Origin of the sequence: Picosynechococcus sp. PCC 7002 (assembly GCF_963860125.1) — a bacterium.
In the GTDB taxonomy this organism is placed as follows: Bacteria; Cyanobacteriota; Cyanobacteriia; order Cyanobacteriales; family MRBY01; genus MRBY01.
On record NZ_CAWLFA010000001.1, the window covers coordinates 1,801,826 to 1,815,551 of the forward strand.

Consider the following 13,726-nt stretch of genomic DNA (forward strand, 5'->3'; position numbering starts at 1 on the left):
TGTTGTATATCCTCTTGAGTTTAGAAAGTGGACAAGCGGGGTAGTGGCTTTTTATTTTATCTGGTTGAGTTCCTTTCTCTTTCAGAATTCGGGAGTTTCTGCTGGGCGATCGCCAATTTTCCTGACTGCTAGGTTAACCATGACGCTGTTGGTGCCAGTGCCAAGCGTGTTGCAAAATAGTTTCTAGGTCGGCGTATTGGGGTTGCCAACCCAGAACTGTACGGGCTTTTTCACTGCTCCCCACAAGGCTGGGGGGATCACCGGGGCGACGGTCGGTGGCGATCGCCTTGATCTCTTTGGCGGTAATTTTGCGGGCGGCCTCAATTACCTCCTTTACCGAAAACCCATTGCCATTGCCGAGGTTAAAGGCCTCAGTTACCCCGCCTTGCCGTAAATATTCCAGACCTAAAACATGGGCGTCGGCGAGGTCACTCACATGGATATAATCCCGGACGCAAGTACCGTCGGGGGTAGGATAATTGGTGCCAAAAATGGAAATACTGTCTCGTTTACCAAGGGCTGCAAAGAGTACCAGGGGGATCAAGTGGGTTTCGGGGTTGTGGTCTTCTCCTAGGTGACCATTGGGATCAGCTCCCGCTGCGTTGAAATAACGAAACATCACCGACCGCAACCCATAGGCCCGGTCAAAATCCCAGAGCATTTTTTCCACCATCAGCTTGCTCATGCCGTAGGGGTTAATCGGGTTTTGGGGATGAGCTTCGGGGATGGGAATTTCGCTTGGTTCGCCGTAGGTGGCACAGGTAGAAGAAAAGACGAATTGTTTTACCCCGGCCGCAACCATCGCCTCCAGGAGGGTCAACGTACCCACCACGTTATTCCGGTAATATTTGCCCGGTGCCGTGACCGATTCCCCCACATAGGCATAGGCGGCAAAGTGCATCACCGCATCGATTTTGTGGTCTGCAAAAATTTGATCTAACAAAGGGCGATCGCCTGTGTCCCCAACGATCAGTTCCGCTTTGAGCACCGACGCCACTAAATCTTGGTGACCATAGACCAAGTTATCTAGCACAATGACCCGATAACCGCGCCGTTGCAGACTCAATACCGCCTGGGAGCCAATGTAACCCGCTCCCCCCGTGACTAAAACTGTTTTGTCTGCCATGGCTGTCCCCCTGTTTATCTTCTAAATGACCGCTAGAACATTCGTGCAATTAACTGGTTCGGCATCAAATCCTTTCTCAAATTCAGAAACTAGAATTTAGACACCTTCCCATGGAGCCAATTTACCAGGAGAGTCGGGCAATTTTTCATAAACCAACGCCAGGCCAAAATCCGAAAAATAGGCTTAGAAAATCGGGCAATGTATTTCGCCAAGCGATTGAGGGGGCGGCGGCGGACTTTTTTGTTGATTAAATTCACCGAGCCAATGTCGTAGAGGCATTCTAAAACCAGTTTGACCGTGGTCTCTTCCCGCAAAAACATGGTTTCAATGAGCAGCAACATATCCTGGAGGCGTTTCTCTTCAAATTCTTGCTCCTGGACGGTTTTTGTGAGGGGGGCTGTAACCTCGGATTGGACAGTAATTGGGGCTTTGGACATGGGCAGATCACAATGGGCGCATTGAAAACATCATAGTGGGAGTTTAGGGGGCCTGTACAAATCAAAACTTTGGCCCACTGCGTGATATTCTGAGAGAAATTATTTCTGTTCCTTTTTTGCCAGCCACTGTCTATGTCTTCGCCTTCTTTTGATTCCGGACGGGAGCTTGATGCTCAGGACATCGTTACCCTCACCGATGCCATGGGGCGATCGCTAGATTGTTACGTTGAGAATGAAATTACCCAGGATGGCACTGAATACTATTTTTTGATGCCAGTAGACCAGCCAGTGGTGATCCTCGCTTGGGACGAAGATGAAGCCGATGAGAGCGATTTACCGGAAACGGAACTGGTTGAAGATCCAGAGGAACTTGCAGAAATTTTTCCCGATGCCAAGGCGGTACTGGCAGAACATGATTTAATCCTCCAGGATACAGCCCATGTGATGACCGTCCGTGGTGAGTTGCCCCCCCTGGAAGAGGATAAAATTCTCTCTTTAGAGATTGAAGATGATGACTTTGAAGACGAAGAGCTAGAGGCCGAAGAGTTACAGGAATTAGCACGCTTCTACCACCTCGACCAACTGTATAGCATCTACACGCCCCTAGAGCCGATTCCCATTTTTGTGAAGGTGACCGAGGATGAAGAAATGGAGATCCTCGAACCTGGGGATCCGATGATCCAGAGTTTAGTTGATACGCTCCTGCTCCAAGATGCCGACTAATGCGCCCCCCAAAACGCAACCCTTAGCACAGCGAAAACGGGGCTTTCCTTGGTTTTCTGGGATCCTCGCCCTGACAGTGGCGATCGCCTTTTGGCAGAGTTGGGCCTGGTGGCGGTGGGCGATCGCCCCTGGGGAAAATGCCGACCAGGCGGTACAACTCGACATTCCGGTCGGTACGGGCGCAGCCCAAATTGGCGAAGATTTAACGGCTTTGGGTTTAATCCAATCGCCCAAGGCCTGGCAGATCTGGGTGAAGTGGCTCAGGCTCACGGATCGGGGCGGCAGTCTCAAGGCGGGCACCTATCAATTTCCGCCCAACCAAGATCTCCCGGCGATCGCCCAGCAAATTTGGTCGGGGGACGTGGTGCAGACGAGCGTGACGATCCCCGAAGGTTGGACGATCCAACAGATGGCAAACCGTTTTGAAGCTTTGGGGTTTTTTCCGGCCACGGAGTTTATTGCGGCGACCCAGACCATCCCCCGCGAGCAATTTCCCTGGTTGCCAGCAGATTTAACCTCCTTAGAAGGCTTTTTATTTCCCGACACCTATTTTCTCGATACCGCCCAGCCCAGCCCCCCAGCGATCATTGAGCAGATGTTGGGCCAGTTTGAAGCGGTGGTCTTGCCCCTCTATGATGCCGAAATAGTGCCCCTGGATTTGTCCCTCACAGAATGGGTGACCCTAGCGAGCATTGTGGAAAAAGAAGCGGTGATCCCTGAGGAGCGGCCGTTGATTGCCGGGGTATTTGTCAATCGTCTGGAACAGGGCATGCGCCTGGAAACAGACCCGACGGTGGAATATGGCCTCGGCATTCGCCAAACGAAGGAACAGCCCCTGACCCTTGAACAGGTACGCACCCCCAATCCCTACAACACCTATCTCAATGAAGGTTTGCCACCAGGGGCGATCGCCTCACCGGGGTTAGCGAGTTTTCGAGCCACCTCCAATCCTGAAGCGACGGACTTTTTATTTTTCGTGGCCAACTACGACGGTACCCATGTTTTCAGTGAAACCCTGGCAGAACATGAAGCCGCCACCCAACGGATCCGCGCCACCATCGACGGTGAGACGGAATAGTTAAAAAATCAATCGCGACGATGTCTAGCTTGGTGCCCCAGTTAACCGCCGACGGTTCCTACACCTTTTTTTCGGAAGAGTTTCAGGAGCATTTTCACTCCCAGGTGGGGGCCAAACGGGAGGCCGAAGAAAAATTTCTCCTGCCCTGTCGGATCGCTGAACTTGCCCAACGACCACAGCTCCGGCTTTTGGATGTTTGCTACGGCTTGGGTCATAATACCGCCACGGCTCTCACAGAAATTTGGCGCGTTAATCCACACTGCCAAGTGACCTTATTTGCCCTAGAAAAAGACCAGGCGATCGCCCTCGATAGCATTCAACAAAATATCCTGGCGGCCTATCCTGAAATGGTAGTTTCCTTACTCCGGGAGCTGAGTAGTGAAAATCTCCAAGTTGAAACAAGGCGGCTTAAAGCCCAATTGCTCACGGGGGACGCGCGACAAACTATCCAACGGGTGATTCAGTCAAATTTTCAGGCCGATGCCATCTTTCTTGATCCCTTTTCACCGCCAAAATGTCCCCAGCTCTGGACGGTGGAATTTCTCGATTTAGTCGCCCAATGCCTTGCCCCCGACGGCTATTTGGCAACCTATTCCTGTGCGGCGGCGGTGCGGGTGGCGCTCCAGGCAGCAGGTTTACAACTTGGCAAAACCCCCGGTGTGGGCCGTAAATCCCCTGGCACCCTCGCCCGGTTTATCCCCGACGAACTCACGCCCCTTTCCCAACAGGAGCAGGAACATCTTCTCACTAATGCGGCGATCGCCTACCGCGATCCGACCCTCCAAGACGATGCAGCAACAATTTTGCAACGGCGACGGGAGGAACAACAATCTAGCCAGCGAGAATCCACGAGCCACTGGAAAAAACGCTGGTCAGCCCTCAATTCAACTGCGCCCGAAAGCGACTGACACTCACCGACAACAAAATAATCGCAAAACCGCACAGGGCGAAAATATTCGGCCACAGGGAGTCAATCGCCACCCCTTTGAGAATTAAGCTCCGGGCGATCGCCACATAATGGCGCAGCGGGTCAAACCACGAGAGAATCTGGAAAAATGTCGGCATACTCTCAATCGGGGCGATCGCCCCAGAAAGCTGAATAATCGGCGCATTAAAAAAGAACGACGTTAAGACGACCTGTTGTTGGGTACGGGATAACGTGGCGAGTAAAATGCCTAAACCAATACTGACAAAAACATACAATCCAGAAAGACCATAAAAAATCAAAAAATTCCCCCGAAAAGGTAAATTAAAAATAAATTTTCCCATCGCCGCCGCAATTAAAACATCCCCCATTAATAAGACAAATAGCGGCACAATTTTTGCTAACAAAATTTCCCAGCCCGAAGCAGGCGTCATTAATAATTGCTCTAATGTTCCCACGTCTTTTTCCCGGATCACTGTGACCGAAGAAATCAAAGATCCCGTTAACGTTAACACTACCCCAATTACCCCCGGTACGAAAAACCAACTACTGATCAAACCCGGATTATATAAAAAACGACTTTGGGTTTCGATGGGCAAGGTAGAAAATTGAGGATTTTGTTGGCGATTATAAGCATTAATAATTTGCTGGAGGTAGCCACGGGTAATCCCGGCGGTATTGGCATCTACTCCATCAATAAAAACTTGCACGAAGGTAGAATTTCCCCGATTTAAGTCCCGATCAAAGTCTGGAGGAATAATCAACCCGGCAATTAATTGGCCGTTGCGCACCTGTTGTTGCAATTGGGCTTCATTTTTTGGGGTCGCAGCAATTTGAAAAATATCATTTTCAACCAGTGCCGAAACAAATTCACGACTTTGGCCAGAGTTAGCATAATCAACCAAACCTAAACTGAGATGGTCAACATTGGGACTGAGGGCTAAACCAAAAACTAATAATTGAATTGTCGGCGGAAAAATAAGGAGAAAAATAGATTGACGATTTTTAAGGATTTGCCGGATTTCTTTTAGGACTAAAGCCCAGAAGCGACCATCAAAAAAACGTTGTAATAAATTGATTTTCATCGTGTCAAATTCACTCCGAAAACTGCATTTTTTCCATGGTTTTTGTAGCAGCTTTAAAGAGGACTAAGCCCATGATGCTAACAATGATCGGCACATACCAGATACTCTCCCAGCCACTCCCCCGCACAAAGGCATCACGGGTGAGCAGAATGTAGTAGCGAGCAGGAATAATGCTAGCAATAAGAGAGAGCGGAAAGGGAATATTTTCGAGGCGATAAATAAAACCAGACAGTAAAAATGAGGTGAGAAAACCGAGGATCGCCGTGCCTTGGACAGCGGCATTTTGATTGCCCCCCCGCGCCCCAACAAAGAGGCCAAAGGAAACTGCCGCCGCGAGATAGGTTCCAGTGCCCACTATTAGAGGAAGAGGGCTAGTTTGAAGGCGGATATGGAAGAGTGAAAACGAGACGACCATCACCACAAGGGCTTCGGCGATCGCCACCAGCCAATACGCCAACCCTTTCCCCAAAAGCCATTCCGTAGAACTGAGATCGGAAGCGTAAACCTGAATTGCGGTTCCCTGCTCTTTTTCTCGCACCACCGAAATGGCAGACAGCATCGATGGAAATACCCAAAAGACGACCCCAAAAATCCCCGGCACAATGTACAGGGCTTCCTCGCGACCGGGATTAAACCAAATCCGCACCCGCGCTTGAATGCCTCCGGGACGTTGGGCGTTGGGCAGAGTTTGGATAAAAAAGTTGGTCACGGCCCGGACGCTATTTTGAATCACCCGCGCATTATTGACATCGGTGCCGTCGATCAGAGCTTGTACCTTGGCGTTACCTGCTGCCAAATCTGCGGCAAAGGTTGGGGGAATGACGATGGTTGCTTTGGCGGTGCCCCGATCCAGCGACGATAACGGGGAGGTTCCAGCGAGGGGCGTGGGGATAAATTGATTGGTGGCAAAAAGCCGTTCCACGTAACTGCGGCTCAGGGGCGAATTGTCGGAATCCTGAATACTGAGGGGAATATTTTTCGTTTCTAAGCGGATCGCGTAGCCATAAATTAACAGCATCCCCAAGGGCAGCACCAACGCCAAGGCAACGGTCAGACGATCGCGGCTAAATTGCGCCAGTTCCTTTTTCGCTTGGGATAAAATCCGTTTGAGGCTCATGGTTTAGTGTGAATCCTCCGCCCGTTGCACTGTGCCAATAAAGGAATCTTCGAGGGTAAAGGGAATGGTGCGCTGGCTGTAAATTTCAATCCCTTCTTGCTGTAAGGTTTGCTGGACAAAATTTAAGTCTTGGGCAGGATTATCTAAAACGAGGTGGAGGCGATCGCCAAAAATCGAGACCCGCCAATGGGCTAATTTTTCCTTGAGGAGATCCGAACTGCGCTGAATTTGGTCGGTGCAAAGTTCGAGCAATTGCCCTGGTTGTGCCGCCTTAATTTCCGTGGGGGAACCCTGCGCCACGATCTCCCCCGCCACCATAAACGCCATACGATTACAATTCTCTGCTTCTTCTAGATAGTGGGTCGTGACGAGGATCGCCGTTCCCTGCCCAGCAAAATCCCGGATCAAGCGCCAAAACTGCCGCCGCGCCACCGGATCCACCCCCGAAGTTGGTTCATCGAGAAATAAAATGTCTGGCTCGTGCATCACCGATGCCCCAAAGGCGACCCGCTGTTTCCAGCCCCCCGGTAAGCTGCCCGTTGTGGTTTTTTCCCGACCGAGCAAGCCACAGGTTTCTAAAACCCAGGCGATTTTTTCCCGCCGCAATTTTCGGGGAATGCCGTAAACGCCGCAATAAAATTCCAAATTTTGCTGAATGCTCAGGTCATCGTACAGGGTAAATTTTTGGCTCATGTACCCAAGACGCGATCGCACTTCTGCACGGTGGAGTTTTTCCGTTTCCCCTGCCAACTGGATTATCCCTGCCGTCGCGGGTAACAGACCGCAGATCATTTTAATCGTGGTGGTTTTGCCTGCCCCGTTTGCGCCGAGGAGTCCATAAATTTCGCCGTAGCGGACATCAAAGGTGACATTTTTCACCGCCTGAAATTCCCCAAAGGTTTTTTGGAGGTTTTGGGCAGAAATGGCAAGTTTAGGCGCTTCTGGGGTTAAATTTTTTCGTTGTCGATAATAGGGAAACGCTTTATAGACCGGATCTGCGCCGGCCTGCCGTAGATGATTCACAAAGACATTTTCGAGGGTCGGTTCATTCGCCTCTAAACTGTGTAAAGTGATCTTTTCTTGGGCTAGGGTTTGGGTGATGTCCCGCTGGGCTTGATGAATATCGGGGGTCAAAATGTCGAGGCGATCGCCAAAGGATTGCACATCGATCACCGTTTCCGGCGCATTTTTTCGTAACAATTTTTCCGCTGCGGTTAGGGGAGTCGCCCGCAATTCCAAGCGCTGCAAGCCTAAATTCCGTTGCAATTCCCCCAGTGTGCCAAGCTGCTGAATTTCCCCGTCATAGATCAGGGCGAGGCGATGACAGCGTTCCGCCTCATCCAGATAGGGCGTTGCCGTGACAATCGTCACCCCCTGGGCCGCAATCCCCGCCAGCAAATCCCAAAACTCCCGCCGCGACACCGGATCAACCCCCGTCGTCGGCTCATCGAGCAACAAAATTTTCGGCTGGGCAATCAACGCACAACATAACGCCAGCTTCTGTTTCATCCCCCCCGACAACTGCCGCGCCAACCGCTCTGGAAACTGATCGAGGTTCATCAATTTCAGTAAATGCCGATGGCGATCGCCAAATATCCGCTCTGGCACATTCCGTAAGCCTGCCACATAGCGCAAATTTTCCAGAATGCTCAGATCCAAATACAGCGAAAACTGTTGCGTTAAATAGCCCACATCCAAGCGGGACTCCTGCGGCGTTTTACCGAGCATGGCTACCGTTCCCGCCGTGGCCCCCATCACCCCCGCCAAAATCTGGAACGTGCTCGTTTTTCCCGCCCCATCCGGCCCAATCAGCCCAAAAATTTCCCCCGCTTTCATCGAAAAATCAATGCCCCGCACCGCCCGCACCGCGCCATAGTCTTTCCGCAGTCCCGCCACCTGAATCGTCGTTTCCCCGTAGCGTAACCCGTTGCTAAAAGTTGAATGATTGCTCGTCGCTGTCATCATCACTATCGCTGCACATTTTGGGTCTCATCCGTCAAAATCGTCGCATCTGCAGGCATTCCCGGTTTCGCAAAACCCGCTTCATTTTCAATCTGCAATTTCAAACCGAACACCTGGGTCACCCGATCATCCCGAAAATAAATATTCTCCGGCGTAAAGGAAGCCTCCGTATCAATTGCCGCCACCGTTGCCCGTAAAGGTTCCTCCGGCGCAGAGTCCAAAAACACCGCTGCCGCCTGCCCAATTTGAATCGCCCCCACCTCTTTTTCAGGAATAAAGCCCCGTAGATACACATCCCCCAAATTCACTAGGGTTAACAGGGTTTTTCCCGTTGCCACCACTTCCCCCGGTTCGGCGGTGCGCGTTAACACCACCCCATCGATGGGACTGACCAATTCTAAATCCTGGAGTTTCGCGGCAATTTCGTTGTAATTGGCTTGGGCATTTTGCACTTGGGCTTGGGCGGCACTAAGTTGAGCTTGAGCTTGGACAAGTTGGGTTTGGAGCCGTTGCACTTGCACCGCACGGATATCGGGGTTAAATTGGCTGGCTTGGGTTTGGGTGAGATTTCCCTCGGCGGTTTTAACCTGTTCAGCGGCGGCAGCCACCACGGCACGGCGGGCATCGAGGTTTTCCTTCGTCGATAAATATTGGGTTTGGGCCTGTTCTAAACGCTGTTTAGACACCACACCGGATGCGTACAATTCTTGAAAGCGATCGCCATCGGCTTTGGCAAGGGCGAGTTCAGCTTCAAGTTGTTTCACCTGAGCTTGGGCTTGGGCGAGTTGGGCTTTCGCGGCGGCAACATTGGCTTGGGCAGCATTGACCCGTCCGGCGGTGTCGTCCTGGGCTTGCCGTTGGGTGAGTTGGGCTTCGGTGATCTGGTTTTCGATGACGGTAATTTGCAGTTGGGCTTGGTTCACCTGTTGCTGGGCAGCGTTAATCCGTGCCTGGGCGCCATCAAGGGATGCTTGCAATTCCGCACTGTCGAGGGTGACGATAACTTGCCCCTTTTGTACCGTATCTCCTTCCCGCACGGCGATCGCCTCTACTTTCCCGCCCACCTTGGCGCTAATATTCGTTTCATAGCCTTCGATTCTGCCACTGAGTTCGATGCCTTGGGTGGGTTCCGGACGGAGGAAATAATTTACAAGACCAACGCCCAATCCCCCCACCAGCACAATGGGCAGCGCAATTTTAAAAAATTTTGGAATGCCTTTGTTTTGGGTCGTTGTGGCGGCAGTCATCACATTTCTAGGAGATTTTCGTCGTTAATCTAACTACCTTTCATTATGGAAGGGATACGCCGGGGGATGGCTCAGCACGTAGTATTTCGACAAATTGCCATCGGCTGATAAGGTTTATCTATTTTTGGCGACACCCGGCAAAATTCCAGGGAAAATGGTGGGCAACTTAAGGCGATCGCCCATGGCCAATCTCAAAATCCCGAAGCAAGAGTATTGCCCCTACGCCCAATATTGGGAACCAAAATCGACCCCAGAAGGTTATGTCCTCTCAGCAGAATCTCCCCAATCGAGAAGCTGGGCCGCGATGGGCTGTGCGGGTCTTTTTATTACGGTGTGGCTGGGGATTTGGTGCGGGGTTTCTTTTACGATGTTTGCGATCGCCCTGTTACAACTCTTCAGAACACCAACCGTCGGCAATATCTTGATGTTGCTGTTCCTAATTCCCTTTGTGGCCATTGGTGTGGGCGGACTGATTTGGGTTGGGCGACTCCTCTACCAAAAATATCGAATCAAAACTGGGGTACTGATTTTACCGACCTATCCGCTCTATGCTGGGGAAACCTATCGGGTGCGCTATCGTCGTCCCTTGCGTAACGGGCAAACAACCCAAACCGCCCTTTTATCTGCCACCTGGCTGCATTACGAATGGGTGCAATATTATCGCGGCACAGACCTCGAAACTGTGACCCACGGGCTTTCAACCCAGGCTTGCTTGGAGCGCGCCATTGGTCGGGGAGTCAAGCAACTAGAATACACAATCGATCTGACCATTCCCGCCGATGCCAAGCCGAGCATCTACGCGCCGCCCCACAATCAACTGCGCTGGGAACTTCAGGTGCGTTGTCATTTGCCCCAGGTTGTGCGGGATACATCTTTTTTTAAGTTAAGGGTGGTGAGGAGACCATGACAACGCTGAAAACGCCCATTACGCTACATCTTGACCGTGATGCAGTGAGTTTGGGAGAGAGATTATCGGGTGATTTTGTCTGGCAGCCAGAAGATACGGAACGTTGCCCGAAAAAAGCGACGGTTTCTATTCTGTGGTCAACGGAAGGCCGAGGCAAAGGCGATCGCCACAGGGTCAGTTCCCAAATCCTTGACCCAAATATGGTGCTGAATCTCATGGAACGAAACCATCCTTTTACGTTTGAGATTCCGTTGGATGCGCCTATTTCCTACGATGGCTTTTTATTTCGGTTGATGTGGTCTGTGGAAGTGCGGATCACGTTTCCAGGCTTGTTTAGCGACAAAGATACAGCGGTAGCTCCTTTTCAGGTATTGGCTTAGGCATGGCGACAAATCCTTACCAGGCCATCGGTTTACGGCACAATCCCTTTATCGGCACGGAACAACTGGCGCAGACGGTCACTTTTTGGCTGGATCACGGTTATTCTGAAGCGCCCTTGCCAGGGGGAAATCAATTTGTGCAAATCCTGGGGGAAAAGGGTTTCGGGAAAACGGCCCATCTGCACCATTGGCGATCGCAAACGGGGGGAAGTTATTGTTATGTGCCGCCCAATTATCTCCAGCGCTGGCAATGGCTAAAAACGGGGGCGATCGCCTATTGGGACGAAGTAGATCGCCTGCCCCTGGGGTTATTTTTGGGGGGACTGCTCCGGGTGCGGATGCGACGGGGGACGGTAGTAGTTGGCAGCCATGTAGATGTGAGTTTTTGGGCGAAACTTGCGGGGCTGAAAACAACAACGATTCAGCTTCCCTCTCTCGACATACCCACTTTGCAAGCCTGGGCTGCGTTCAAAATTGCGGCGGCCACCATCCCGGATCAGACTTGCCCTTTAATTCTTTCCCCAGAAAAGGCGGCGGAAATTGTGACCCAATCCCAGGGATCCTGGCGACGGGCCGCAGATTATCTCCACATCTGGGTGGCGGCGATCGCCTTTTCAAATTCACAACAAAATTGACTCAACTGTAGGATGATGTACAAATGATGCAAAATTTGGCAGCAGCATTGAAATTATCCCGCAAGATAATGGCAGTGCTGATTATTTTGTTGGCGATCGCCTTGTAGATTGCACCTAAGCGATCTACAAAAATCTCCGGAAAAATAGGGAATTAATTTTCACTTTAGAAATTACTGGTGACTATCCCCGTTAGTTTACTGGGAAAGTTTTAACGGAACGATGGCTTCCTGCCACAATGGAAAGGTTTCTGTGCGATCGCCACTGATGATTCTTTGCCTGAATCCCACTTGTTCCCAACCCCGCAACCCTGATCAGGGGAAATTTTGCATGGCCTGTGGTCAACCCCTGGTGTTAGACGATCGCTATATAGTCCGGCAAGTTTTGCACCAAGGAACTAAGGGACGCACTCTCTTGGGCATTGACCGGGGCACTTTTCCTGAGAGTTATTGCATTCTGAAGCAGATTTTTCTGACCCAGAGCGTGCAGGCCCAGCAGTTTGTGGAAACGTTCCAGGAGAATGCGGCGCGGTTAAAAACGTTAGGCGATCGCCCGGAATTTCCGACAGTTTTAGGGCTATTTTTACCGGAACATTGGCATCAAATCACGATTCCACCGACCCTTGTGTTTGAAAAAATTGCTGGGGAAAGTTTACGGCAGCGGCTCGATCTTATGGGGCCATTCTCCGAGACAAAATTACGGGAGTTTCTCCAAGACATTCTCCCCTTGGTACAACTCATTCATGATCATGGGCTAATTCATCGAGATCTAAACCCCGATAATCTCCTGTTTACTCCAGCACAGCATTGGGCGATCGTCGATTTTACGGCGGCGAAGGTGACCTCAAAAATGGCCAGCGCGGAACCCGGCACCCTAATCGGTTCGGGGATTTACACTGCCCCAGAGCAACTGCGGGGTCAAAGTTATCCTGGCAGCGATCTTTACAGCCTGGGGGTGATTTGCCTGGAACTGCTCACCTCAATTCATCCCTTTGATCTCTACAGTGTGCGGGAAAATCGCTGGGTCTGGCGGGATTATCTCACCACACCGATTAGCAATAATCTGGGCCACTTACTGGATCAAATGTTGGCTGAAGCCGTTGGCGATCGCCCCCAGTCTGCCCAGGCGATCCTCGATCAACTTTTCCCAACCGCCAGACCAGTTACCCCAAAACCGATACCGCGAGTTGCCCCCGAACCGCCTCAAATTATTTCCCTAATTGAACCCAGCCCCGTGCCCCAATGGTATTGTTTTCGCACCTTTACGGGTCACCATGCCTATATCACCGCTTTGCAGTTTGCTCCAGATGGTCAGTTCCTTGCCAGTGCTGCTGCGGATCAAACGATTCGCCTCTGGGATTTAGATCGCCGCCGGGAGTCTCGTTGTTTGCGGGGGCACCGGGGAATTATTTCTGGGTTGGCCTTTTGGGGCGATCGCCTCATTTCTGGCAGTTGGGACTACACCATTCGTCTCTGGAATTGGCAACAGGGAGAACAGACCGCTTGTCTCCAGAAAAGATCGACTTGGATTCAGGGGCTTGCTTGCTGGGAAAAAACAGGTCAATTAGCCACTTTGGGGGCCGATCAGGAAATCGTTGTCTGGGATTTAACGACACAAAAAATTCTCTACACTTTTACCGCATCAGGTGCTCAACTGATCCGAGCATCCCAAGGAAATAATCAGCTCTGGCTCGCCCAGGGAAATCATTTAACTTGCTATGAACAAGGCCAGTCTGTTCAAACTCTCCCGGAACATCAGGGAGACATTCTTGATTTTCAAGTCAGTGCCGATGGTCAATTTTTAATCAGCATCGCCACGGATCAGACCCTCAAAATTTGGCCCCTCGCTTCTGATTACACACCCAAAATTCTTCGGCCAGTCATTCCCTTTACCCAATTGGCGATCGCCCCTAGTCAACGTTTTTTTGCTGGCGGCGATCGCCAAGGAAACCTTTCCCTCTGGCAACTCGGTCAGGAACAACCCTTTGTCACATTAGCTGCCCACAGTAGCGAAATAAAGGCGATCGCCATTGCCCCAGACAGTCAGATTATTGCCACCGCTGCCGCCGATAAAACCATTAAACTCTGGCGATTCGGGATACAATGAC

The 13,726-nt window shown here is 51.2% G+C and carries 13 protein-coding genes; 7 read left to right on the plus strand and 6 right to left on the minus strand.

Translation table 11 applies throughout. The features are described from left to right. Window positions 1–133: 133 nt before the first annotated feature. Window positions 134–1,126: a UDP-glucose 4-epimerase GalE gene (gene galE / locus AACQ84_RS08745; RefSeq protein ID WP_012307327.1), complete on the minus strand. Its 993-nt coding sequence runs from the start codon at window positions 1,124–1,126 to the stop codon at window positions 134–136. An 89-nt stretch (window positions 1,127–1,215) separates the two neighbouring features. Continuing rightward, window positions 1,216–1,563 carry a hypothetical protein gene (locus AACQ84_RS08750; protein WP_012307328.1) on the minus strand — a complete coding sequence of 116 codons (348 nt, stop codon included), beginning with the start codon at window positions 1,561–1,563 and terminating at the stop codon, window positions 1,216–1,218. Between the two features lie 132 nt (window positions 1,564–1,695). Here AACQ84_RS08750 and AACQ84_RS08755 point away from each other — a divergent pair, with 132 nt between their 5' ends. Genes AACQ84_RS08755 through AACQ84_RS08765 form a run of 3 tightly spaced genes read left to right on the plus strand, consistent with a single transcriptional unit; the run spans window position 1,696 to window position 4,272 of the window. Next, window positions 1,696–2,286 (plus strand): DUF3727 domain-containing protein, encoded by a 591-nt coding sequence (locus AACQ84_RS08755; RefSeq protein ID WP_041443524.1) that lies wholly within the window; start codon window positions 1,696–1,698, stop codon window positions 2,284–2,286. Further along, a complete protein-coding gene (mltG, locus tag AACQ84_RS08760) occupies window positions 2,276–3,364 on the plus strand; it encodes an endolytic transglycosylase MltG (RefSeq protein ID WP_083764453.1) in 1,089 nt (362 codons plus the stop codon). Before AACQ84_RS08755 ends, mltG begins: the two co-directional genes overlap by 11 nt. Before the next feature lie 20 nt (window positions 3,365–3,384). Continuing rightward, window positions 3,385–4,272, plus strand: coding sequence for a tRNA (5-methylaminomethyl-2-thiouridine)(34)-methyltransferase MnmD (locus AACQ84_RS08765; protein ID WP_012307331.1), 888 nt, complete (start codon window positions 3,385–3,387; stop codon window positions 4,270–4,272). Here AACQ84_RS08765 and AACQ84_RS08770 read toward each other — a convergent pair. From AACQ84_RS08770 to AACQ84_RS08785, 4 genes are read right to left on the minus strand one after another with little or no spacing between them, the layout of a single operon-like run. Beyond that, entirely contained in the window at window positions 4,244–5,374 is a 1,131-nt protein-coding gene (locus AACQ84_RS08770; RefSeq protein ID WP_012307332.1) for an ABC transporter permease, read from the minus strand. The genes AACQ84_RS08765 and AACQ84_RS08770 overlap by 29 nt on opposite strands. A 10-nt stretch (window positions 5,375–5,384) precedes the next feature. Beyond that, window positions 5,385–6,491 (minus strand): ABC transporter permease, encoded by a 1,107-nt coding sequence (locus AACQ84_RS08775; RefSeq protein ID WP_012307333.1) that lies wholly within the window; start codon window positions 6,489–6,491, stop codon window positions 5,385–5,387. 3 nt (window positions 6,492–6,494) lie between these two features. Then, window positions 6,495–8,456 (minus strand): ATP-binding cassette domain-containing protein, encoded by a 1,962-nt coding sequence (locus tag AACQ84_RS08780; RefSeq protein WP_234991398.1) that lies wholly within the window; start codon window positions 8,454–8,456, stop codon window positions 6,495–6,497. Between the two features lie 2 nt (window positions 8,457–8,458). Beyond that, entirely contained in the window at window positions 8,459–9,700 is a 1,242-nt protein-coding gene (locus AACQ84_RS08785) for an HlyD family secretion protein (protein ID WP_012307335.1), read from the minus strand. A 154-nt stretch (window positions 9,701–9,854) separates the two neighbouring features. Here AACQ84_RS08785 and AACQ84_RS08790 point away from each other — a divergent pair, with 154 nt between their 5' ends. The 4 genes from AACQ84_RS08790 to AACQ84_RS08805 all read left to right on the plus strand — a co-directional run bounded on the left by AACQ84_RS08790 (window position 9,855) and on the right by AACQ84_RS08805 (window position 13,725). Further along, window positions 9,855–10,607 (plus strand): hypothetical protein, encoded by a 753-nt coding sequence (locus AACQ84_RS08790; RefSeq protein WP_012307336.1) that lies wholly within the window; start codon window positions 9,855–9,857, stop codon window positions 10,605–10,607. Then, a complete protein-coding gene (locus AACQ84_RS08795; RefSeq protein WP_012307337.1) occupies window positions 10,604–10,987 on the plus strand; it encodes a hypothetical protein in 384 nt (127 codons plus the stop codon). The genes AACQ84_RS08790 and AACQ84_RS08795 overlap by 4 nt, the downstream gene beginning before the upstream one ends. 2 nt (window positions 10,988–10,989) lie before the next feature. Continuing rightward, the gene (locus AACQ84_RS08800) at window positions 10,990–11,622 is read left to right on the plus strand and encodes a hypothetical protein (RefSeq protein ID WP_012307338.1); all 633 of its coding nucleotides are present in this window, start codon (window positions 10,990–10,992) and stop codon (window positions 11,620–11,622) included. Between the two features lie 219 nt (window positions 11,623–11,841). Further along, window positions 11,842–13,725: a WD40 repeat domain-containing serine/threonine-protein kinase gene (locus tag AACQ84_RS08805; RefSeq protein ID WP_234991397.1), complete on the plus strand. Its 1,884-nt coding sequence runs from the start codon at window positions 11,842–11,844 to the stop codon at window positions 13,723–13,725. The last annotated feature ends 1 nt before the right edge of the window (window position 13,726 follow it).

Coding starts and splice junctions, on each gene's coding strand:
- AACQ84_RS08750 (WP_012307328.1), bottom strand. CDS start 1,563: ATGTCCAAAGCCCCAATTACTGTCCAATCCGAGGTTACAGCCCCCCTC.
- AACQ84_RS08780 (WP_234991398.1), bottom strand. CDS start 8,456: ATGATGACAGCGACGAGCAATCATTCAACTTTTAGCAACGGGTTACGC.
- AACQ84_RS08770 (WP_012307332.1), bottom strand. CDS start 5,374: ATGAAAATCAATTTATTACAACGTTTTTTTGATGGTCGCTTCTGGGCT.
- galE (WP_012307327.1), bottom strand. CDS start 1,126: ATGGCAGACAAAACAGTTTTAGTCACGGGGGGAGCGGGTTACATTGGC.
- AACQ84_RS08800 (WP_012307338.1), top strand. CDS start 10,990: ATGGCGACAAATCCTTACCAGGCCATCGGTTTACGGCACAATCCCTTT.
- AACQ84_RS08755 (WP_041443524.1), top strand. CDS start 1,696: ATGTCTTCGCCTTCTTTTGATTCCGGACGGGAGCTTGATGCTCAGGAC.
- mltG (WP_083764453.1), top strand. CDS start 2,276: ATGCCGACTAATGCGCCCCCCAAAACGCAACCCTTAGCACAGCGAAAA.
- AACQ84_RS08765 (WP_012307331.1), top strand. CDS start 3,385: ATGTCTAGCTTGGTGCCCCAGTTAACCGCCGACGGTTCCTACACCTTT.
- AACQ84_RS08805 (WP_234991397.1), top strand. CDS start 11,842: ATGGCTTCCTGCCACAATGGAAAGGTTTCTGTGCGATCGCCACTGATG.
- AACQ84_RS08790 (WP_012307336.1), top strand. CDS start 9,855: ATGGTGGGCAACTTAAGGCGATCGCCCATGGCCAATCTCAAAATCCCG.
- AACQ84_RS08795 (WP_012307337.1), top strand. CDS start 10,604: ATGACAACGCTGAAAACGCCCATTACGCTACATCTTGACCGTGATGCA.
- AACQ84_RS08775 (WP_012307333.1), bottom strand. CDS start 6,491: ATGAGCCTCAAACGGATTTTATCCCAAGCGAAAAAGGAACTGGCGCAA.
- AACQ84_RS08785 (WP_012307335.1), bottom strand. CDS start 9,700: ATGACTGCCGCCACAACGACCCAAAACAAAGGCATTCCAAAATTTTTT.